The organism is Amycolatopsis benzoatilytica AK 16/65 (assembly GCF_000383915.1).
Lineage (GTDB): Bacteria > Actinomycetota > Actinomycetes > Mycobacteriales > Pseudonocardiaceae > Amycolatopsis > Amycolatopsis benzoatilytica.
This window is the reverse complement of sequence record NZ_KB912942.1, coordinates 3968786-3987294: the sequence shown is the minus strand read 5'-3', so window position 1 is coordinate 3987294 and position 18509 is coordinate 3968786. Positions and strand designations below refer to the sequence as shown.

Genomic DNA, 18509 nt, shown 5'->3' with positions numbered 1-18509 from the left:
GTCCGCCACGCAGGCCGGGCACCGCCGAGGCCAGCGAGGGCGTCGGCGGTCCGGCCGACCGCGAGCACTCGGTGGCGAGGCGGTGAGCCGGGTCGTGATGGCCCGGCCTATCGAGCCGCTCGCGCCGAAGACGACGCAGGTCATCGCGGGCTCTTGAGCCGCAGCATGACCGCACGCGGTTCCGTGAAGAATTCGCGAGAGTATTGGCCGCCTTCACGGCCGACGCCGCTGATCCCCTCGCCGCCGAACGGCAACCGCAGGTCGCGCTCGAAGAACGTGTTGATCCAGACGGTTCCGGCGCGCCATCGGGCGGCCATGCGGTGAGCCCGGTCGAGGTTCTGCGTGAACAGCATCCCGGCGAGCCCGTACGGCGAGTCGTTGGCGATGGCCAGTGCCTCGTCCTCGGTGTCGAACCCGATGACCGTCACGACCGGGCCGAAGATCTCTTCCCGCGCGACGCGAGTGTGGTTGCCCAGCCCGGTCAGCACCGTGGGCGGGAAGTAGAACCCGGCCGCGTGCGCGGGGTCGGTGAGGCGGCTTCCGCCCAGGGCGACGTCGGCACCTTCGAGCCGGGCGAGTTCGACATAGCTGTGGACCTTCTCAAGGTGGCGTTGCTCGATCAGCGGCCCCAGGAACGTGGCCGGATCCTTCGGGTCGCCGATCGTGAGTTCGCCGGCTTCGGCGATGAAGCGGGCCAGGAATTCGTCGCGGACCGAGTTCTGCACCAGCAGCCGGGAACCCGCCAGGCAGACCTGGCCATTGCCGGCGAAGATCGCCCGGATGGACTGCGGCACCGCGACGTCGAGATCAGCGTCGGAGAATACGATGTTCGCGGACTTCCCGCCCAACTCGGCAGACACCGGGGTGTGATTCGCCGCGGCCGCGCGCAGGATGTGAATCCCGGTCGCACTCGAACCGGTGAAGGTGATGCGGTCGACGCGCGGATCCGACGTCAGCGGCCCGGCGACCTCGTCGCCGCCGAAGCCGTGTACGACGTTGAGGACGCCTTCGGGAAGACCGGCTTCCAAGGCCAATTCAGCGAACCGCTGCGCGGTCAGCGGCGTCTGTGGCGCGGGCTTCAGCACGACGGTGTTTCCGAACGCCAGTGCAGGCGCGGTTTTCCAGGTCGCGAGCATCAGCGGTGCGTTCCACGGGCTGATCGCGGACACGACCCCAGCGGGCGGGTACAGCGTGTACGAGAGCAGGTTTCCGTCCGGATAGGACTCGTTCGCCGCCATCGCCGCATAGTCGGCGAAGAACCGGAGGTTCAGTGCGACCCGCGGGATCTCCGCGTGCGCCGCCTGCGTGATGGTCTTGCCGCTGTCTCGGGTTTCGAGCAGTGCGAGTTCGTCACGGTGGGCGTCAACGGCGTCGGCGACCGCGTGCATGATCCGTGCGCGTTCCTTGGGCGGCATCGTGGACCACGGACCTTCGGTGAACGCCTTGCGGGCGGCCGAGATCGCGTCGAGACCGTCTTCGGCGGTACCCCGGGCGACGGTCGCGAGCAGCGAGCCGTCGTGCGGGTCGCGGGACTCGAACTCCCTCCCGTCGGACGCATCGGTCCATTCCTTGCCGATCAGGTGCCGGACCTTCATCGCGCTGCTCCCGCCAGCTCGTGGGCGACGTCGATGATCATGTCTTCCTGGCCGCCGATCACGCCGCGGCGGCCCAGCTCCAGCAGGATGTCCCGCGCAGGCACTCCGAACTTGGCCGCGGCGCGCTTGGTCGGGTGGAAGAACGTCGAATACACCCCGGCGTAGCCGAGGACCAGCGCGGTTTCGTCGACGATCTGGGGTTCGGTCATCAGCGGCGCGACGATCTGCTCAGCCGTGTCGATCAGCGGGAACAGCTCGACGCCGGTGTCCCAGCCCGCGCGTTCGAAGGCGGCAGCCAGCACCTCGGTCTGAGCGTTCCCGGCGCTCGCGCCGAGCCCGCGCAGCGACCCGTCGATGAAGGTGGCGCCGTTCTCGGCCGCGACAAGCGCATTGGCGATCCCGACGCCGAGATTGTTGTGGGCGTGGAACCCGATGTCCGCGGAGACCGCCGACCGCAGCGCGGCGACGCGCTCCGCGGCCCCCTTCGGCAGCAGCGCACCGGCTGAGTCGACGACATAGATGACGTCAGCGCCGTAGGAAGCGAGCTTGCGGGCCTGTTCGGCCAGTGTTTCGGGTTCGAGTTTGTGGCTCATCATCAGGAACGTCATAACCGTGAGCCCGGCGGTCTTCGCCCACTTCACCGGCTGCTCGGCACAGTCGGCCTCGGTGCAGTGGACCGCCACGCGCACGGTCCGAATTCCGGCGTCGACCGCACCGAGCAGGTCGGCGAGCGTCGCGATGCCCGGCACGTACAGCACGGCGATCTCCGCGTTCGACACGGCTTCGACAGCGGCCCGCACGTAGTCCGGGTCGGTCTCGGCAGCGAACCCGTACTGGATCGAAGAAGCGCCGACGCCGATGCCGTGGGCGACCTCGATCGTCGAGACGCCGGCGCGGTCGAGGCCACGGGCGATGTCGGCGACGTTGCGGGCAGTGAACCGGTGCGACACGCTCGACATGCCGTCGCGCAAGGTGGTGTCGACCAGGGTGATGCGATTGCTCATAGCGCGGCTCCCGTCGCGAGGTGCTGGGTGGCGAGGACGTCGGCCACGCGGACCGCGGCGGCGGTGATGATGTCGAGGTTGCCGGCGAAAGTGGGCAGGAAGTCTCCGGCCCCGACGACTTCGAGCATCACCGTCACGAGGTCGCCGTCGACATCGACCAGGCGCAGCGAGTAACCGGGGACATACTGCTGGACCCGCTCGACCATCGTCACGACAGCGCTCTCGATGACGGCGGCGTCCGGGCGGCGCACGCGGGCGTAGACCGTGTCGCGCATGTTCATCGGCGGTTCGGCCGGGTTGATGACCGAGATCGCCTTCGCGTGATCGGCTCCGGCGACCTCGGCAAGCGCGCGGCCGGTTTTCTCGCTGAACTCCGACAGGTTCTGCCGGGTGCCCGGGCCCGCGCTGAGCGACGCGATGGCGGCGACGATCTCGCCGTAGGACACGTCAGCGACCGCGTTGATCGCGGACAGGATCGGGATGGTCGCCTGGCCGGCGCAGCTGACCATGTTCAGGTTCGGCGCGCCGAGGTGCTCGTCGAGATTGACCGAGGGCACGACATACGGGCCGACCGACGCCGGGGTCAGGTCGATCGCGGTGATGCCCGCTTCCGCGTAGCGGGGCGCCGCCGCGGCGTGCACGCTCGCCGACGTCGCCTCGAACACCAGGCCGGGCAGTTCCGGCTGTGCTAACAGCCAGTCGACCCCGCCCGAGGATGCTTCGAGTCCTTTGCTGCGCGCTCGGCGCAGACCTTCGCTGTCGGGGTCGATCCCGACCATGGCCACCGGTTCCACGTGCTCCGAGCGGAGCAGTTTGTACATCAGGTCCGTGCCGATGTTCCCGGACCCGACGATCGCGGCTGTGACTCGACTCATGCGCTCGCCGTTCTGCCTCGACGCTGTGGGGACATCAGGGACGCTAGGCAGCCGGCCAGGCTGACCGCCCCGTTGTCCGGGGCTGCCGGACAACGGGGCGGCACCTCGTGCCCGGCGTCCGGGATGCCCGGACAGCGCTGGCTCAGGCCTGTCGCCGTATCGAAGGTGATGGCCACCACAACCGAGGCACGAGCCTTCCCCGCTGCGCCGATTTCGACGCACACCCCCCAGGAGTCGCGATGACCGATGTCAGCCCGCCGCACGAGATCGCCCATCTGGCCAGGGTCGAACTCCTCAGCCCCAAACCGCAGGAGACGGTGGACTTCTTCACCAGGTTCCTCGGCATGTACGTGACCAGGAAGGAGGGCCAGTCGGTCTACCTGCGCGGCTACGAAGATCCTTACCCGTGGAGCCTGAAGGTCACCGAGTCGCCGACCGCGGGGATGGGCCACGCGGCGCTGCGGACCAGCTCGGCCGAAGCGCTGCAACGCCGGGCAGACTCGCTGAAATCGGCCGACGTCGAGGGAACGTGGAGCGACGACGAATTCGGCTTCGGCAAGACGTTCTCCTACCAGAGCCCGGACGGGCACAATCTGGCGCTGCTCTGGGAAGCGGAGAAGTACCGGGCCCCGGCCGAGCTGCGGAGCAAGATCCTCACCCGCGCCTCGCGCAAGCCGCTGCAGGGCATCCCAGTCAAGCGCATCGACCACCTCAACCTGATGTCCTCCGACGTTACGGCTGTCAAGCAGTCGTTCGAACGGCACCTCGGATTTCGCACCACCGAGCGAGTCGTGGACGGCACTGTCGAGATCGGGGCGTGGATGAGCTCCAACGTCCTCGGCCACGAGGTGGCGTGCATGCGCGACATGACCGGCGCCCGCGGCAAACTGCACCACGTCGCGTTCTACTACGGCAACGGCCAGCACAATGCCGACGCCGCGGAGATGTTCCGCGAGTACGACGTCCGCATCGAGGCCGGCCCGGACCGGCACGGCATCACCCAGGGCCAGTTTCTTTACGTTTTCGAGCCCGGCGGCAACCGGATTGAGCTGTTCGGCGAACCCGGATACCTGCACCTCGAACCGGACGCCGAGACCAAGACCTGGCTGATGTCCGACATCGACACCGGCCTGGCCATCGGCGGGGCCAACCTCCCGGTCGAGACCTACTTCACCTACGGGACGCCGAGCCCGCTGGCGCTCGACCAGCACATCGAGAAGTTCTCCGCGCCGCCGGCCCCCGCCGCCGAGCGCGAACCGTCCCCTGCCGGCGCAGTTTCCTGACCACCGATCTGGAGCCTTCACCATGACCGCCACCGAATTCCGCGGCCCGCAAGCACAATCCGCGAACGACGTCCGCCCGATGACCGGCGACGAGTATCTCGAATCGCTGCGCGACGGGCGCGAGATCTACTTCCGCGGCGAACGCGTCGACGACGTGACCACCCACCCGGCGTTCCGCAATTCCGCCCGCTCGATCGCGCAGCTCTATGACGCCCTGCACGACCCCGCGATGCAGGGCACGCTGACCGTGCCCACCGACACGGGCAACGGCGGGTTCACCCATCCGTTCTTCAAGAGCGCCACCAGCGCCGAGGACCTGATCGTCGCCCGCGACGCGATAGCGGGCTGGCAGCGGCTCGTCTATGGCTGGATGGGCCGCTCGCCCGACTACAAGGCCGCTTTTCTCGGCACGCTGGGCGCGAACGCCGATTTCTACGGCGAGTACAAGGAAAACGCGCTGCGCTGGTACAAAGCGACCCAGGAGCGGGTCCTCTATCTCAACCACGCGATCGTGCATCCGCCGATCGACCGGCACAAGCCGGCCGATGAGGTCGGCGACGTCTGCGTGCACGTCGTCGAGGAGACCGGCGCCGGGCTCGTCGTCTCCGGGGCGAAGGTCGTGGCGACCGGGTCCGCGTTGACCAACGCGAACTTCGTGGCGCACTACGGCGTTCCCATGCGGAAGAAGGAATACGGCGTCGTGTTCACGGTGCCGATGGATTCGCCGGGCCTGAAACTGTTCTGCCGCACCTCGTACGAGTTCAACGCCGCGGCGACCGGTTCCCCGTTCGACTACCCGCTGTCCTCGCGCTTCGACGAGAACGACGCCATCATGGTGCTCGACCGGGTGCTGGTGCCGTGGGAGAACGTGTTCGCCTACGACGTGGAGAAGGCGAACGACTTCGTCCCCGCGTCCGGCTTCATCCCGCGCTTCACGTTCCACGGCTGCGCGCGGTTGGCGGTCAAGCTCGACTTCATCGCCGGCTGCGTGCTGAAGGCCGTCGAGGTCACCGGGTCGTCGGCGTTCCGAGGCGTGCAGATGCAGGTCGGGGAAATCCTGAACTGGCGCGACCTGTTCTGGGGGCTGTCGGACGCCATGGCCAAATCGCCGCAGGACTGGGTGAACGGCACGGTCCAGCCGAACCTGAACTACGGCCTCGCCTACCGGACCTTCATGGGCATCGCCTACCCGCGGATCAAGGAGATCATCCAGCAGACCCTGGGAAGCGGCCTGATCTACCTCAACTCGCACGCCGACGACTGGGGCAACCCGGAAGTGCGGCCTTATCTGGACCAGTACGTGCGCGGCTCGAACGGCGTCGAGGCGATCGACCGGGTCAAGCTGCTGAAGCTGTTGTGGGACGCGGTGGGCACCGAGTTCGGCGGCAGGCACGAACTCTACGAACGCAACTACGCGGGCAACAACGAGGCCGTCCGGTTCGAGACCCTCTTCGCCTACCAGGCGTCTGGCCAGGACCTGGCGCTCAAGGGCTTCGCCGAGCAGTGCATGTCCGAATACGGCGTCGACGGCTGGACACGGCCGGATCTGTTCGACAACAACGACATCGCCGTCGTGCGCCGGGCGACCGGCGCACGGTGACGATCGTGTCCACCGTGGAGTCTCTGGAGCCCGAGGCGGCGACCCCGTTGCGGATGCGCAAGGCACTCGGACGGTTCGCCAGCGGGGTCACGATCGTCACCACCGCGGAGGACCGGTGCGAGACGTCGGTCCACGGCATGACCGCCAACGCGTTCACGTCCGTGTCGCTGGACCCGCCGCTGGTGCTCGTGTCGATCGCCAACCGCGCCAAGATGAACCGCCGGATCGGGGAGACCCGACGCTACGGCGTCTCCGTTCTCGCCGATGGTCAGGAGCCGCTGTCGTTGCACTTCGCTGGTGTCCCGCAACGGGATCCGGACCTCGTCCGGTTCGTGTGGCGGGGCGAGGTGCCATTGCTGGAGGGGGCGCTGGTTCACCTGGCGTGCTCGCTGGACGCATCGTATCCGGCGGGGGACCACACGTTGCACGTCGGTCGGGTGGAGCGGCTCTGGTACGACGACGGCCAGCCGCTCGTCTTCTACACTGGCAGTTTCCGGGCGCTGGAGATCATCGGCCGCGACGATCCCTGGGGGTTCTGACCATCGAAACGCGCGAATGCCGGTCCGCTGTGCGCGGGCCGGCATTTCGTGCTACTCGATACGCGGTGTGAGGTTCGTTGAAGCAGATTTTCTAAATGTTCCCGGTGTCTGGCCTACTTGGCTGCGGAACGTCCGATGGAAATGCGAATAGTCGCGGAACCCGCACCGCCGGGCGATGTCCTCGGCGGTCATTTTCGTCGTCCGGAGCAGCTGCCGCGCTCGCTCGACGCGCTGTATCTGCAGCCAGGCACTCGGGGTCGTCCCGGCCTCATGGAACAGGGACTGCAGGTGCCGCCGGGACATGCCGAGGTCGCGGCACAGGTCTTCGATCGGCTGGTCGGGATCGTGCATCGTCGCGCGCAGCGCGGCCTTGGCGCGCCGCAGGTCGGCATGGCGGACGAGCTCGGTCGTCCCGGTCGCCGCCGCACCGGCGGTCACCGCCTCCGTGAGCAGATCCAACGTGGAACCGGCCAGGACCGGAGACGACCTGGTCAGGCTGGCGGCATCGAGCTTGGGCACCTGCTGCACGAAGCAGGTGAACAGGCCGCCGATCCCATTGTCCCCGACCGTGCGGGCCGTCGAGGCGGCCAGCACCGACTCCGGCAGCCGGGCGAGCAACTGTGCACGCGGGATCCGGACGACTACCTGCTCGAAGTCGTCCGGGAGCCGGAACTCGAACGGCCGGTCCGAATCGAGGATCGTGCCCGTTCCGCTGTGCAGCCGGCAGCTCCGCTCGCCCTGGGCCACCTCGCCGTAGCCGCGGGTGACCAGGCAGAACAGGAAGTCCGTGTTGTCGTCGGAAGAAATCATCGCAGGGGTGCGGACGACCGAATGCGGCGAGGAGCGCATCCAGCTGAAGCCCAGGTCGCCAATGCGGCGGAGGTGGATGTTGCCGTCGAACATCTCGTACGGTCGCTCGACCTGCAGGCCCAGCTCGCAGTAGGTTGTGCTGATCGCGTCGTTCCACGCCGCCCAGCCCTCGTGCAGGCCCAGGCCGTTCGTGGACACCAGCGCGCCGGATTCGCCACTGGTGCGCCCAGCGACAGGTTTCCGTGCGCGTGCAGTCATGTCGGCGATTCTAACCGATCCGTAACATCGTCGTCAGGATGAATGGCGACGCGATTACAGCGTGGCCGCCGCGAGCATCGGCGCTCACAGGAGGCCTGATGGCAAACCTGCAGACGATCGGGAAAATCGGCCCGATCCTCGATCTTTTCACTGCGGACTGTCCGGAATGGGGGGTCCGCGAAGTCGCGGCCACAGTCGGTATTCCGCGGTCCACCGCGCATTCGATTCTGGCCAGCCTGGTCGGGACCGGATTGCTGATGTGCCGGATCCGCGGCCGCTACCGGATCGGATGGCGGGTGGTCGAGCTGTCGGAGGCGCTGCGCGGCACGGTCGATGTGCGGTCGTGCGCGGCGCCGCATCTGGAGCGGCTGGTCGAGGTCTGCGGCGAAACGTCCCACCTGGCCGTCATGGAGCGGGGCCGGGTGCTGTACGTGGACAAGCTCCTCGGGACCCACAACATTTCGGTGCAGGGTGCGAAAGTCGGCTCCCGTCTGGAAGGGCACGGCACGGCCGTGGGAAAGGTATTGCTGGCTCAGCTCGAAGACGCGGAGCTGGGTCGGATGCTCGAGTCCACGCCGCTGCGCCGGCTGACGCCTGAGACGATCACTGATCCGACGGTTCTCCGCTCGGCGTTGCGGCAGGTCGGCACCGTCGGCTATGCCGTCGATCTCGGCGAGACGATTCCCGACGTGCACTGTGTCGCTGCACCGGTACGCGATGAGCTCGGTTCGGTGGTTGCCGCCATCAGCGTGAGCGTCCCGGCCGCGCGCTTCCGCGTGCACCGGGCGGAACTGACTCGCGCCGTCGTCGACGCTGCGCGCGCGACCTCGCGCGAACTCGTCGATAGTTCCTTGCCTGGCAACCACGACGAAGTCGTGAACCTGGCCAGGAGAGTGTCGTGAACGCCGGCCTCGAAACCGAGCTCGCCAATCGGCTGTTGATGGCCTACGCCAGCGGCCGCCCCGTCGAGCCGCTCAGCGCCGAGCTCCAAGGCGGTTCCCTGGAACTGGCGTACCGCATCCAGCAGCGGCAGGTCGCGGCATGGGAGGCGGACGGAGACGTCGTGCGGGGGCACAAGGTCGGTCTGGCCTCGCGGGCCATCCAGCGCCAGATGGGCGTTTCCCAGCCCGATTTCGGGCACCTGACCGCGAGCATGTTCCACGCCGAGCACGAGCCGATCGCGGCCGGACGTTTCCTGCAGCCGCGCATCGAACCCGAGATCGCCTTCGTCCTCGGCGCCGAACTCGCCGGCCCGGGCGTGACGATCGCCGACGCCGCGCGCGCGGTGGACTTCGTCCTGCCCGCACTGGAAATCGTTGATTCCCGCATCGACGGCTGGCGCATCGGCATCTTCGACACGATCGCGGACAACGCCTCGTCGGGCGGTGTCGTACTGGGCAGTCGCCCGATCCCGCTCGACGCGGTCGATCTCCGCTTGGCCGGCTGCACCTTGCACATCAACGGCGAACTCGTCGCGACGGGTGCCGGCGGAGCAGTCCTCGGCTCGCCTGTGTCGGCACTGGTCTGGCTCGCCAACACAGTCGGTCGGCTCGGGGTGCCGCTGCGCCCTGGTCACGTCGTCCTGCCCGGCTCCATGACCCGCGCTTTCCCGATCGCGCCGGGCGACGCTGTGGTTGCCCGGATCTCGGGCGTCGGGGACGTGACCGCCTTGCTGGCACGGGAGGAACAGCCGTGAGCGCAGAGTGGAATGTCGCTTCGATCGCCGCCGAGCTGCTCGACGCGGCCGACAACGCGCGGTCTCGCACCTCGATCAGCGAGAGCTGGCCCGTGTTCGACGTGCCCACCGCCTACGCAGCGCAGGATGTCGCACTGCACCGGCGGCTGGCCCGCGGCGAGCGGCTCGTCGGCGTGAAACTGGGGGTCACCTCCCGCGCGAAGCAGAAACAGGTCGGCGTCGACAACCCGTCCACTGCGTGGCTGACCGACCGGATGGTCCTCCCTGCCGGGGCGCCGGTTCCGCGGGGCCGGCTGGTCCAGCCGCGCGCGGAACCGGAGATCGCGTTCGTGCTGGGCGCTCGTCTCGCCGGGCCTGGGGTCACCGCCGCGTCGGCGTTGGCCGCGGTCGCGGGCGTCTTCGGCGCGATCGAGATCATCGACAGCCGGTTCTCCGGTTACCGGTTCTCGATGGCCGACGTCATCGCCGACAACACCTCATCCGGTTTCTACGTGACCGGCCCCAGAATCCGCCGGCCGGACGAGCTCGACCTGGCACTGGAAGCATGCCTCTTCGAGATCGACGGCGAGATCGCCGACTCAGCGACCGGCGCGGCGGTCTACGGCAACCCGGCCGAAGCGCTGGCGTTTGCCGCCAACACTCTCGCTGAACGCGGCCACGCGTTGGAACCCGGCTGGATCGTGCTCACCGGAGGCATGACCGACGCGGTCGCGATCCGTGCGGGCGCAAGGATCGCGGCCCACTTCACTCACCTGGGAACCATCACGCTCGACGGAGGCGCCGATGCCGATCATTGAAGTGACCCTTGCCGAAGGCCGCACCCCGGCCCAGTTGCGGGAGCTCATCCACCAGCTCACGGAGTCCGCCAGTCGTGCGCTCGACACGCCAATCGCGGCAGTCCGCGTCGTGCTGCGTGAGACGTCCCTGACGCACTTCGCCGCTGGCGATGTCACGCTTGAGGAGCGTCGCCTGCAATCTTCGGCACCTCCCGCAGGCCAATAGCTGGTAAGTCTCGGTAACCCCGCCGACGTGTCGTCGCCGGTGAGCATGGTGATTTGGGCAGGCTGTACTGCCCTGAGGTCCTGGTGCCGCCGTGGTGCAGTTGCCGTGCCGGACCGGCGAGGATGTCGTTGAGTTCGATGATGCGGTCGGCGGCGGTTTTGACCTCGGTGGCGGTGACGGTGTCCATTTTCCGGTCGCCCCAGAGTTGTTCGGTTTTGCGCGAGTAGGTGCCGTAGGAGCGGGCGGTGGACGTGCTGCCGATCCCGTGGGTGCAGCCGCGCGACATCAGCGCCGCGGTGGCCTGGCTGGCGTCCGACGAATCCTGCTACGTCAGGGAATCGCGGTCCCGATCGACGCGGGCGCGATCGTGAAGAGGTGAGGCAGCGGGCCGGCCCCAGACTGTCGCAACGCTCGGTCTCGGCAGCCCGCACCGTTCGTCTGTGTCCGCTGTTACGGGAAGTACGGGTTGTCGTAGTCGTAGTCGCGGCAAGAGTCGATGAACTTGTCGGTGCAGACGCGCAGAGTCGGGCCCCAAATTCCGGCTGAGTCTGAGCCGCCGATCCCGTTCCACGTGATCGTCTTGTGACAGCCCTCGGAGTTACGCCTGGTGGCACCGTTCCATTCGTTGCTCCATCCCTTATCGATTACGAAGTAGAAGTAGACATCGTGGGCGTCGCATTTGGCGTCTTTCAAAGTAACGTTGGCGGAGAAGCTGCCCCGGCCTGTCCAGGTCAGTTTTCCGCTGAACGACGCACCTCCGTCGGGCGACGACCCGGAGATGGTCCGCGAGGTTGCCGCGGCCGCTGTGCCGGTACCGGCGAACAGGAAGGTGCTGACCACGGCGATAGAAGTCGCGCCGACAGCAGCAGGACGCACTAGATTCATGATGCACCCCTCCCAAGGTGTCGAGAACGGCGGTCCCCTTACCGCCAACTGCCGAAGCTACCGGGGCTATCCTCGGCATGGCCGCGAACAGATCGGCATCACCCGATCTGCCTAACGGGCTTGTGCGGCAACCCTCAAATGCTTGGCCTTGAGCAGGAGGATCTCCGCCCGATCTGGTCCTAGTCAGATTGAATTTGACGTCGCAACGATCCGTGCAGGTAACGTTCAAGCACCGGGCGCGCTATGACCAGAGCCGCAGTGTTGACGGCCTCCGGCGAGCTGCTCTCGCGAATGATCGAATAGGCGATCCGACTCTGTCCGGGCCGGTTCTCTTTGCGGGTCAATTTGGCACTTTCCGCAGAATCCTGCGATCTGTTCGTGGTCAACCGAGCCGGACGCAGGCCGAGGGGACAGGTCGCCCTGTTGCCGGACCGGCGGTGTGGACATACGCAGACCAGACGGCCTTGATCATCCGGTGATCGCTGTTCGGCTCGCTCGGGCTTAACTGGAGAACCTGGCGCTGTCGCCGGGTGACAGGTTGTTCGGTTCGGGGTCAAACTCGGGGCCGCACTGAGAAGTATTGACGGACTTCTGCGTCGACGAGGTCCTGAACGTGCGGGAGTAGTTGGTTCTCACCGCGTCGGTCTCCGCCTGGAACTCCAGGCCGAGCGCCGCGTTGACCTCGAATTCAGGTACTTCGCTTGCCCTGGCTTTGCTGCGGCTTGGCAGAGCGGTAGCCGATGGGAATGATTTCCAGTATTCGTCAAACAGGGTCCAGGCGCGGAACCGGACGACGAGGCTGAAGACTCGCACATGACGTTTCGACCAAACCCTGGGCAGACCCGGGTACTGCAATACCCCACTTGGTGCATTTTCTCAGACGCACCTCGGCCGCAGTTCGCTGGGCGGGGGACCGCCCTGCTCGCGGAGAGCACGAGAGTTCTCGCGCCAGTTCCCGCGCTCGTGGAATCGTCCTTGCTCGCGCGGGGAGCATTGCTTCTGCGAGAAGCCTGCCGGATTCATCAGGGACCCCGCTTGGCCGGGGACCAATGACGCGGTTTGCGCCGACCCGATCCTGCGCGCCGGCGGGCGAGCGCATCGCCGGTCACGACGGGAGACAGGCCAGCGACTTCGCGACGACTCTGCTCAGTTACCTGAGATGCTTCGGCGAGGTCGCGGCCGCGAGTGCGGAACTGCACATCCACCAGAACACGCTGCGGCAACGGCTGCGCCGCGCGCAGAACCCGTTAGGACTCGTCCTCGCCGGCCCGGCAACGGCTCCTGCTCGAATTGGAGCTCGCTGAGGCGGCCGGGCGGTCGTGATCGTCGCCGCGCCGGGCGGACAGCTCCCGGAGTATTTCCGGCAGTCGCGCCTGTGCTCCGGCGCGGAGGTCACGGTAGATGCTTTCGCCGTGCGCGTCGATCCCGACCGTCAGCGGGCCGAGCCGCTCGACCTCGACCTGGACTAGGCGGTAGTGCTCGACCATCTCGGTCCAGTGGACACCGGTGACGCGCCGGATCGCGTCCGAGAGCAATGTGCAGCCTCCGCCGAGGAAGGAGAGATAGACGCAGCCGGTGTCCCGCATCGCCCGCACCGACTGCTCGCCGAGTCCGCCCTTGCCGCCGGTGAAGCGGATCCCGAGGCCGCGGATGAGGTCGGGCATTTCCGGATCGAAGCGGGTGCTCGTCGTGGGGTTGAGGTAGCGGAGGTGGTACTCGCCGTCGATGTCTTCGCCAAGGCTGCCGACGTGGAACAGCGGCCGCCCTCGCAGATCCAGGGGCGGCGCGATGCCCTGGCGCATCTCGGCGAGCAGCCGCCGGTAGGTCGGCAGGCCGGCGGAGATGACGATCTCGCCGGTGAGGTGGACCAGATCGCCCGCCCGCAGCCCGCGCACGACGTCCTCGCCGGCCGGCAGCGTGATCTCCCGTGTCTCGACCATCGATCTCACTCCAGTTCGGTGACGGTGCCGTCGTTGTCGATCCGCACTCGCGTGCGCCGATCGATCCAGCAGTTGAAGCACACCGCGACGGGGGTGAAACCGTGGCCGGCCGCGTAGTCGATGTGTACTGCCATCGCGGTGGTGCCGCCGCCGGTGCCCATCGGCCCGAAGCCGGTCTTGTTCACCGCTTCGAGCAGGCGTTCCTCCATGTCGGCGACGGCCGGGTCGGGGTGGCGCCGGCCCATCGGGCGTACGACGGACTCCTTGGCCAGCTTGGCGGCGTAGTCGAACGTACCGCCGATGCCGACGCCGACCACGACAGGCGGGCAGGCCTGGGATCCCGCGGTGAGCACGACCTTCAGGATGTACTCCTCGATCTCAGCGAGGGAGGGGAAGGTGAAGATCTCCAGGGCGGCCCACCGGCCGCTGCCCAGCGCCTTGGGCGAGCAAATGATTTCCACGTGGTCGGCGCCGTCGATGAGGTCGAAGGTGACCAGCGGCATGTCCTTGCCGGCGTGGCTGCGCTCGTTGGTAAGGGGATTGGTCACGTGCTTGAGCAACGGCGGGTCCGAAGTCGACACAACCTCGGCGAACCCGTCGCGGATGGCCCGTTTCACGTCGCCGTCGAAGCTGACCAGGGTTCCGATGCGCACTATGTAGGTCGGCACGCCCGAATCGCTGCAGAGGAAGTGCTGGCGTTCCTCGGCCGCCCGGGCGTTGGACACCATCAGGTCGAGGGTGTTGCGCGCCACCGGATTCGTTTCCCGCGCGCGAGCCCCGGCCAGGGCCTTCTTCGCGTCGGCGGGCACCGCTCGCAGTGAGCGCAGATACATCCGCGCGGTCACGTCCTTGAGTTGCGTGTAGGTGATCGGCACGGTCTGAACAATAACGAGGAAAGCCCGAATAAGCAAAAAACTAGGTAATTGACTTTTACCAGGTGGGCGATCTAATCTCCACGCCAGCGCTGGACGGCGAGTGCACCGCGGTTCAGGGAACTCAACGATGAGGAGGCGTCTGGTGGCGACGGAGACAACATCGGCATCCCTGACCGGGGTGTCCGACGACCAGCGGCGTGACGCGGTGTATCGGGCGATCAAGTGGCGGATCCTGCCGCTGCTCGTGGTGTCCTACGTGGTCGCCTTCGTCGACCGTTCGAACATCGGATTCGCCAAGCTCGAATTCGCCGGACAGCTCGGATTCTCCGACGCCGTGTTCGGGCTCGGCGCGTCCCTGTTCTACCTGGGCTACGTCCTGTTCGAGGTGCCCAGCAACCTGATGCTGCACAAAGTCGGCGCCCGCAAGACGTTCCTGCGGATCATGCTGCCGTGGGGACTCGTGTCCGCCGCGGCGGCGTTCATGCTGGCACCGTCGCACTTCTATGTGCTCAGGTTCCTCCTGGGCGTTTTCGAGGCGGGGTTCTTCCCTGGGGTCCTGCTCTACCTGTCGTACTGGATCCCCTCCGCGCGGCGGGCCGGTGTCATGGCGATCTTCCTCTCCGCCATGGCGATCTCGGGCATCGTCGGGGGCCCGCTCTCCGGCGGGATCATGCACGTCTCCGACGGTTTGTGGGGCTTGCACGGCTGGCAGTGGCTGTTCCTGGTGGAGGGACTGCCTGCCTGCGTGCTGGGTGTCGTGGTGTTCTGCGTGCTCAGCGACCGTCCGGAGTCAGCGCGCTGGCTGCGCCCGGAGGACCGCAGGCTCGTGGCGGGCGACCTCGAGCGCGACCGCCCCACTGGGGCCAAGGTCCCGCACTCCTACGGCGCCGCATTGCGCAGCAGGCGCTTCTGGGGACTGGCCGCGCTCGGTTTCGGCATCATGACCAGCACGAGCGGCCTGTTCCTGTGGCTGCCGACGATCTTGAAGGGCGCGGGTGATCTCAGCGTCGGGCAGGTCGGCCTGGTGAGCGCTGTCCCGTTCGTCGCGGCGGTGATCGTGCAGTACCTCAACGCCCGTCACTCCGACCGGACGCAGGAGCGGCGGCTCCACGCCGGTGTCTTCGCGCTCGCCGGTGCCGCGGGCTGGCTCCTGCTGCCGCTCGTTGCGCAGCACACGTGGCTCGCGCTCGCGGTGCTCACCCTGATCGCGGTGGGCACTATGGGTGCCATGGGCCCGTTCTGGAGCATGCCGGCCGCATTGCTGGCGGGTACCGCGGCCGCCGGCGGAATCGCCACCATCACCGCTTTCGCCGGGATCGGCAACCTGATCACGCCCGCCGTAACCGGGTGGTTGAGCAGCACGACCGGCACGCAGGTCTACAACCAGCTGCTCTACGGAGCCGTTCTCGGTCTCGGCGCGCTCCTGATGTTCGTGCTCGTTCGCCCAGCACGCCGATGACGCACCCCGACCTGCGGAGCGACGTTCCGGCGGGAAGTACTGCCACAATGGCAGACATGGCGCTCAACCCCCACGGCAACAGCGCGGGCGTGTCCCGGTACAACCAGCTGGCCACGATCTTCCGCCGCCGCATCGAGTCGGGTCACTGGGCGGTGGGAGAGCGCATTCCCACCGTCGTGGAACTTGCCGAGGAGTGGGGGGTCGCACCCGCCACGGTGCGCCAGGCGCTCGGCATGCTCGAGGAAGCCGGGCTGATCGAGCGGTTCCGCGCCAAGGGCACGTTCGTCACGCGTCGGCCACAGCAGGACCTGTGGTGCGAGGTGCCCACGGACTGGAACGGCCTCCTGCTGTCCTCGCCAGGTGTCGAGGTCGAGATCCTGTCCGGTGAAACCGGCGCCCGCCCGCCGCACGTCGAGCACACCGTCGGCGCTCTGGCGCAGACCTACCGGCACTGGCGGCGCCGCCATTCGCGGGACGGGCGCCCGTACTACCTGGGTGACGCCTACATCGAGGAGCGGTGGGCCGCGCGCATCACCGACGAGCAGTTGGCCGCCAACACGACGCTGCGCATCCTCAAAGACATGCCAGGCCTGCACCTGGCGACGGTGCACCAGACCCTCACGATCGTCACGGCCGACGTCGAGCTCAGCGGTGACCTCGACATACCGCTGAACTCGCCGATCGCCCGGGTGCTGCGGACCGCTGTCGACGCCGACGGCGTCGTCGTCTTCGTCGGCGACGGTATGTACCGCGGTGACGTCGTCCGCCTGGACATCTCCGTCACCGCTTGACCTGCTGATTTGCCATTGGCAGTGGATCTCGCCTACCGTAAAAAGACATAAAGCTGAGTTATTGACTTAGGAGCTTTCTGGTGCGACTGTTCTGGTCCCCGAAGTCACCGTTCGTCCGCAAGGTCATGGTCGTGCTGCACGAGACCGGCCAGGTGGGCGACGTGGAGACCGTGCGCACTCCGGTGCAGATGTCGGAGCCCAACCCGGAGGTGCTGCGCGCCAACCCGCTCAACAAGATCCCCACCCTGCTGCTTGACGACGGGCGCACACTGTTCGACTCCGTGGTGATCTGTGAGTTCCTCGCCCGGCGAGCTGGCGACACCACGCTCTACCCCCGGAACGAGGACGCCTACTTCCGCGCCGGCACCCTGCAGGCCCTCGGCGACGGACTGCTCGACCTGCTTCTGGTGTGGCGCAACTGGCACCGCGACCGCGGCCTCGCCCACGACGCCGCCGATCCCTACCTCGACGCGTTCGGCCTGAAGGTCACGACCACGCTCGACCACCTCGAGTCCATCGCCGGCGAGCTCGGCGAGCGGTTCGACATCGGGCGGGCCTCGATTGCGATCGCGCTGGCACACCTGGACTTCCGCTGGCAGGTCCTCGACTGGCGCGCCGGGCGGCCCAACCTCGCCGCCTGGCACGCGCAGGTGTCCGCTCGCGGGTCGATGCGGGCCACCGAGATCGTCGACGATTCCGCCGCGGTCGGCGGGGGCGCGTCGTGACGGGGCCTTTGTCCCACGTGCGGGTGCTCGACCTGAGCCGGATCATGGCCGGGCCGTGGGCCGGGCAGGTGCTGGCCGACCTCGGTGCCGACGTGATCAAGGTGGAGCGGCCCGGTACCGGGGACGACACCCGCTCCTGGGGCCCGCCGTTCCTCGGCACGGAGTCCGGCTACTTCCTTTCCGCCAACCGGGGCAAGCGCTCGGTCACCGCGGACATCGCCACCGGCGAGGGCCGCGACCTGGTCCGCAGGCTTGCCGCGACCAGCGACATCGTGCTGGAGAACTTCAAGGCAGGCACATTGGAGCGGTACGGGCTCGGCTACGACGACCTGCGCGCGGTCAAACGCGACCTCATCTACTGCTCGATCACCGGCTTCGGGCAGAGCGGTCCGCGCCGCGACCAGGCGGCCTACGACTTCATGATCCAAGCAATGGGTGGGCTGATGAGCGTCACCGGCGAGCCCGACGAGCGGCCCGGGGGAGGCCCGCAGAAGGTCGGAGTCCCGGTGGTGGACCTGTTCACCGGCATGTACGCAGCAACCGGGGTGCTCGCCGCGCTCGCTCACCGGGACCGCACCGGCGAGGGCGACCACATCGACCTCGCCATGCTGGACGTCCAGGTCGGTGTGCTGGCGAACCAGGCCATGAACCACCTGATCTCCGGCGAGGTCCCGGTCCGCCGGGGCAACCGCCACCCCAACATCCAGCCCCAGGACGTCTACCCCTGCCGGGACGGCCACCTCGTCGTCGCGGTCGGCAACGACGGGCAGTTCGCCCGGTTCTGCGAGGCACTGGGAATGCCCGAGTTGGCGCGGGACCCCGACTACGCCACGAATGAAGCCCGCGTGCGCAACGTCGAGGCCCTCACCGAACGGATCTGCGTGGTGGTGCGGGAAGGCGAGCTCGCGCACTGGCTGCACGAGCTCGAATCCCGTTCCGTGCCGTGCGGGCCCATCAACACCGTGCCGATGGCCTTGGCCGACGAGCAGGTGCGCCACCGCGGGATGGTCCGGCAGGTGCTCCACCCCGGCTTGGGCGCCGTGCCCCAAGTGGTCAGCCCGCTGCGCTTCCGCAACGCGGCGCTTGAGTTCGACACGGCCCCGCCGTTGCTCGGACAGCACGACACGGAGATCACCGCCGAACTCGCGGCCGACGCTCCCGCTTGACGAGCC

22 protein-coding genes are annotated in these 18509 nt (G+C 67.7%); 13 read left to right on the top strand and 9 right to left on the bottom strand.

What is annotated here, in order from left to right; genetic code table 11:
* Positions 1-140 precede the first annotated feature (140 nt).
* From AMYBE_RS0118160 to AMYBE_RS0118150, 3 genes are read right to left on the bottom strand one after another with little or no spacing between them, the layout of a single operon-like run.
* Positions 141-1595 carry an aldehyde dehydrogenase gene (locus AMYBE_RS0118160; protein ID WP_020660817.1) on the bottom strand — a complete coding sequence of 485 codons (1455 nt, stop codon included), beginning with the start codon at positions 1593-1595 and terminating at the stop codon, positions 141-143.
* Positions 1592-2599 carry a 4-hydroxy-2-oxovalerate aldolase gene (dmpG, locus tag AMYBE_RS0118155; protein ID WP_020660816.1) on the bottom strand — a complete coding sequence of 336 codons (1008 nt, stop codon included), beginning with the start codon at positions 2597-2599 and terminating at the stop codon, positions 1592-1594. Before dmpG ends, AMYBE_RS0118160 begins: the two co-directional genes overlap by 4 nt.
* The gene (locus tag AMYBE_RS0118150; RefSeq protein ID WP_020660815.1) at positions 2596-3474 is read right to left on the bottom strand and encodes an acetaldehyde dehydrogenase (acetylating); all 879 of its coding nucleotides are present in this window, start codon (positions 3472-3474) and stop codon (positions 2596-2598) included. The genes dmpG and AMYBE_RS0118150 overlap by 4 nt, the downstream gene beginning before the upstream one ends.
* A 239-nt stretch (positions 3475-3713) precedes the next feature.
* Here AMYBE_RS0118150 and AMYBE_RS0118145 point away from each other — a divergent pair, with 239 nt between their 5' ends.
* From AMYBE_RS0118145 to AMYBE_RS0118135, 3 genes are read left to right on the top strand one after another with little or no spacing between them, the layout of a single operon-like run.
* Positions 3714-4757 (top strand): VOC family protein, encoded by a 1044-nt coding sequence (locus AMYBE_RS0118145; protein ID WP_020660814.1) that lies wholly within the window; start codon positions 3714-3716, stop codon positions 4755-4757.
* 22 nt (positions 4758-4779) lie between these two features.
* Positions 4780-6357: a 4-hydroxyphenylacetate 3-hydroxylase N-terminal domain-containing protein gene (locus tag AMYBE_RS0118140; protein WP_020660813.1), complete on the top strand. Its 1578-nt coding sequence runs from the start codon at positions 4780-4782 to the stop codon at positions 6355-6357.
* Positions 6358-6410: 53 nt separating this feature from the next.
* A complete protein-coding gene (locus AMYBE_RS0118135; protein ID WP_034288790.1) occupies positions 6411-6896 on the top strand; it encodes a flavin reductase family protein in 486 nt (161 codons plus the stop codon).
* Positions 6897-6947: 51 nt separating this feature from the next.
* Here the strand turns inward: AMYBE_RS0118135 and AMYBE_RS41910 are convergent, their stop codons facing one another.
* Positions 6948-7964 (bottom strand): AraC family transcriptional regulator, encoded by a 1017-nt coding sequence (locus AMYBE_RS41910; protein WP_020660811.1) that lies wholly within the window; start codon positions 7962-7964, stop codon positions 6948-6950.
* 98 nt (positions 7965-8062) lie between these two features.
* Here AMYBE_RS41910 and AMYBE_RS0118125 point away from each other — a divergent pair, with 98 nt between their 5' ends.
* Genes AMYBE_RS0118125 through AMYBE_RS0118110 form a run of 4 tightly spaced genes read left to right on the top strand, consistent with a single transcriptional unit; the run spans position 8063 to position 10662 of the window.
* Complete coding sequence (locus tag AMYBE_RS0118125; RefSeq protein WP_020660810.1) at positions 8063-8866, top strand: IclR family transcriptional regulator; 804 nt, start codon at positions 8063-8065, stop codon at positions 8864-8866.
* Positions 8863-9660, top strand: a complete 798-nt coding sequence (locus AMYBE_RS0118120) for a 2-keto-4-pentenoate hydratase (RefSeq protein ID WP_020660809.1) — start codon at positions 8863-8865, stop codon at positions 9658-9660. Before AMYBE_RS0118125 ends, AMYBE_RS0118120 begins: the two co-directional genes overlap by 4 nt.
* On the top strand, positions 9657-10457 hold the full coding sequence (locus tag AMYBE_RS0118115) for a 2-keto-4-pentenoate hydratase (RefSeq protein ID WP_020660808.1): 801 nt from the start codon (positions 9657-9659) through the stop codon (positions 10455-10457). The genes AMYBE_RS0118120 and AMYBE_RS0118115 overlap by 4 nt, the downstream gene beginning before the upstream one ends.
* Positions 10444-10662 carry a tautomerase family protein gene (locus AMYBE_RS0118110; protein ID WP_020660807.1) on the top strand — a complete coding sequence of 73 codons (219 nt, stop codon included), beginning with the start codon at positions 10444-10446 and terminating at the stop codon, positions 10660-10662. Before AMYBE_RS0118115 ends, AMYBE_RS0118110 begins: the two co-directional genes overlap by 14 nt.
* On the opposite strand, the gene AMYBE_RS45450 is transcribed toward AMYBE_RS0118110, so the two are convergent.
* A complete protein-coding gene (locus AMYBE_RS45450) occupies positions 10610-10948 on the bottom strand; it encodes a hypothetical protein (RefSeq protein ID WP_169515200.1) in 339 nt (112 codons plus the stop codon). The two genes, AMYBE_RS0118110 and AMYBE_RS45450, sit on opposite strands and share 53 nt — an antisense overlap.
* Here AMYBE_RS45450 and AMYBE_RS46650 point away from each other — a divergent pair.
* On the top strand, positions 10908-11033 hold the full coding sequence (locus AMYBE_RS46650; RefSeq protein WP_281172090.1) for a hypothetical protein: 126 nt from the start codon (positions 10908-10910) through the stop codon (positions 11031-11033). The two genes, AMYBE_RS45450 and AMYBE_RS46650, sit on opposite strands and share 41 nt — an antisense overlap.
* A 79-nt stretch (positions 11034-11112) precedes the next feature.
* On the opposite strand, the gene AMYBE_RS0118100 is transcribed toward AMYBE_RS46650, so the two are convergent.
* Positions 11113-11547, bottom strand: coding sequence for a hypothetical protein (locus tag AMYBE_RS0118100; RefSeq protein ID WP_245573212.1), 435 nt, complete (start codon positions 11545-11547; stop codon positions 11113-11115).
* Positions 11548-12048: 501 nt separating this feature from the next.
* Positions 12049-12360 (bottom strand): hypothetical protein, encoded by a 312-nt coding sequence (locus tag AMYBE_RS0118095; RefSeq protein WP_020660805.1) that lies wholly within the window; start codon positions 12358-12360, stop codon positions 12049-12051.
* Between the two features lie 236 nt (positions 12361-12596).
* Between AMYBE_RS0118095 and AMYBE_RS44070 the strand changes: the two genes are divergently transcribed.
* A complete protein-coding gene (locus AMYBE_RS44070; protein WP_084470062.1) occupies positions 12597-12851 on the top strand; it encodes a helix-turn-helix domain-containing protein in 255 nt (84 codons plus the stop codon).
* On the opposite strand, the gene AMYBE_RS0118090 is transcribed toward AMYBE_RS44070, so the two are convergent.
* Complete coding sequence (locus tag AMYBE_RS0118090) at positions 12795-13487, bottom strand: fumarate hydratase C-terminal domain-containing protein (protein ID WP_020660804.1); 693 nt, start codon at positions 13485-13487, stop codon at positions 12795-12797. The two genes, AMYBE_RS44070 and AMYBE_RS0118090, sit on opposite strands and share 57 nt — an antisense overlap.
* A gap of 5 nt (positions 13488-13492) precedes the next feature.
* Positions 13493-14362, bottom strand: a complete 870-nt coding sequence (locus AMYBE_RS0118085; protein WP_020660803.1) for a fumarate hydratase — start codon at positions 14360-14362, stop codon at positions 13493-13495.
* A 142-nt stretch (positions 14363-14504) separates the two neighbouring features.
* Here AMYBE_RS0118085 and AMYBE_RS0118080 point away from each other — a divergent pair, with 142 nt between their 5' ends.
* From AMYBE_RS0118080 to AMYBE_RS0118065, 4 genes are all read left to right on the top strand, one after another.
* Positions 14505-15821 carry an MFS transporter gene (locus AMYBE_RS0118080; protein WP_051124738.1) on the top strand — a complete coding sequence of 439 codons (1317 nt, stop codon included), beginning with the start codon at positions 14505-14507 and terminating at the stop codon, positions 15819-15821.
* Between the two features lie 56 nt (positions 15822-15877).
* On the top strand, positions 15878-16612 hold the full coding sequence (locus AMYBE_RS0118075) for a GntR family transcriptional regulator (protein WP_245573211.1): 735 nt from the start codon (positions 15878-15880) through the stop codon (positions 16610-16612).
* A gap of 80 nt (positions 16613-16692) precedes the next feature.
* Complete coding sequence (locus AMYBE_RS0118070; RefSeq protein ID WP_020660800.1) at positions 16693-17337, top strand: glutathione S-transferase; 645 nt, start codon at positions 16693-16695, stop codon at positions 17335-17337.
* Positions 17334-18503 (top strand): CaiB/BaiF CoA transferase family protein, encoded by a 1170-nt coding sequence (locus tag AMYBE_RS0118065; RefSeq protein WP_027927773.1) that lies wholly within the window; start codon positions 17334-17336, stop codon positions 18501-18503. Before AMYBE_RS0118070 ends, AMYBE_RS0118065 begins: the two co-directional genes overlap by 4 nt.
* Positions 18504-18509 lie beyond the last annotated feature (6 nt).